Source organism: Streptomyces sp. NPDC058664, from assembly GCF_042716635.1.
Taxonomy (GTDB): domain Bacteria; phylum Actinomycetota; class Actinomycetes; order Streptomycetales; family Streptomycetaceae; genus Streptomyces.
On the sequence record NZ_JBHXRW010000183.1, the window covers coordinates 1 to 2056 of the forward strand.

The following is a 2056-nucleotide window of genomic DNA, read 5'->3' on the forward strand; positions in this document are numbered from 1 at the left end:
GCTCCGGGTTGGTCGTGCGCCCCAGCAGCGACCCACCGGAGGCAGCCGAGACCAGGGCGGTGCGGTTGTCGTCGTCGTGGCCCAGGCCCTGCCAGGACTGCGCGACCCACCACGACCCGATCCCGGCCTTACGCAGGCGTTCGACCCACTTCACGGCGCGGGTCTTTCCGTCACTGACGGCCGAGAACTCGTCGACGACCATCAGGATCGACCGGCCGTGCTTCTTGTCGGCGAGCTGTTCGAGCATCGACCCGATCGCACCGAACTGCGCCCGTGCACGGTCGGGCGTCTTGACGCCTTCGAGGGTGATGTAGAGCAGGTCGTAGTCGGTCAACTCCTTGTCGCCGTCGAACGCGTCGCCGAGTGCGCGGTAGAGATTGCCGAATTCGCCTCGGGCAGAGGACATCACCGGCTGCTTGCCCTCGACCGTGGACGCGATCTCGCGGTCCGCACCGGGCACGCCACCCCACGGCACCTGCGGGTCGTACACCCCGCCCCACAGCTGAGCCAGGACCCGCTCGTTGAACCGACGCAAGAACTCCACCCAGTCGCGCGGCGGGTTCGACCCGATCGCGGTCGGCACACCGTCGATCAGCTCGACCCTCGCCGGGGCATCGACGATGAGATGGATCAGCGTCTCGCGGATCTCGTGGAAGTACTTCTCGGTGTCGGTCGTCGGTGTCGAGCCGCCCGAGACCATCGCCGACAGGGTCGACCGCAGATCATCGACGACGGCCTGTTGCTCGGCGGGCGTGAGCTGGTCGAAGTCCTTGCCCGGCCACATACGCAGCTTGACCTCGGGGAACCGGCCGATCCGCTCCTCGGGAACGCCCAGGGCGCGGAACCACTTCGCCATGCTCTCGGCGACCTTGCGCGATTCCGGTCCACCGTTGCAGTCGATGATGATCACCTGCGGGCGGCCGGGCCGGTCGGCACGCCACCACTGCCGGTGACGGGTCCACCCGGTCACAAACCAGCTGACGGCGGTGCGCTTGAGCAGCGTCGTCTTGCCCGAACCGGACGACGCCACCGTGGTCACGTGCTCGGCCAACGCGATCCACGGCACGATCAGCCGAGTCTCCGCGCGGCCCAACAGCATCCGGAACATCGACTTCGCCGGGGCCTGGGTCTGCTCCGACGCCAACCGTCCGATCACCAGCTGCGGGGACCAGTAGCCCGACGTGAACGGCAGACGGCGACGCGACAGGCGAGCCGCGGCCCGCTGCTCGCGCTGAGCCTGGGCCCACAACGCGCGCTCGGTCCGCGCCGGCGACTGCAAACCGACCGTAGCCAGCTGCACCCGGCGGTTCGTGTGAGCGACGGTCGCGACGAACCACGCCATCGGCACCAACACCACAGCCATACCGAGCATCCCGGCCGTGTACTGCCCGTCCATGAACTGGCGGCTGGCTTCGGTCGCGATCGTGCCCGGCGCCAGCACATCCCACGCCCACAGCGCGGTCGCACCCGGCATCGCCAGCAACGACCCGATCAACCAGTTGCGCAGGCGGGTGGGCTTCCACCCCAGCGCGGTCGCCGGAACCAGGATCATGATCGTCATGATCAGAATCGCGACCACAACGGCCGCGAGCAGCAACGCACCGTCCGCGACGCCGTCCAGGGAGATCTCGGAGAGGTTGGGAATCCACCCGATCGGGTCGTTGTCCAGGCCGATCGGCGGCATCGTCGGATCGACATTGATCTCGGGGGATCCGGTCGGCTGCGGCTGAGCCGACAGCACTGGTGTCGGCGCGTACGGCGCGCAATCGGCCGGGGTAATCAACGGGGTGCAGGTCATGACGACACCGCCTCTCCATGCTCGTTCGGGTCTGTGACCTGGGGGATTTCGTGATCAGCGGCGCCGCCCGCGAGCACCCGGAGACCGGGTCGCAGATCGGGCGAAGCGGGCTTGCGGGGCTTGAGCAGCTCGGTGTCGAGATCGGCCAGCCGCATCCGGATCGGGGTCTGCTCGAACAACCCCGCCGCCTTCAGCTCGGCGGCGGCCTTGGTGATGACCTTCTTCACGCGGTCACCGCGGTAGTAGTAGATGAGCCCG

2 protein-coding genes are annotated in these 2056 nt (G+C 68.3%); both read right to left on the bottom strand.

All coding sequences use genetic code 11. The features are described from left to right. Window positions 1-1798, bottom strand: a 1798-nt coding sequence (locus ACFWUY_RS41330) for a hypothetical protein (RefSeq protein ID WP_384122107.1), incomplete at its 3' end; no start/stop codon positions are given. Beyond that, the coding region (locus tag ACFWUY_RS41335; protein ID WP_384122112.1) for a hypothetical protein at window positions 1795-2056 on the bottom strand (262 nt) is incomplete at its 5' end. The genes ACFWUY_RS41330 and ACFWUY_RS41335, both read right to left, overlap by 4 nt.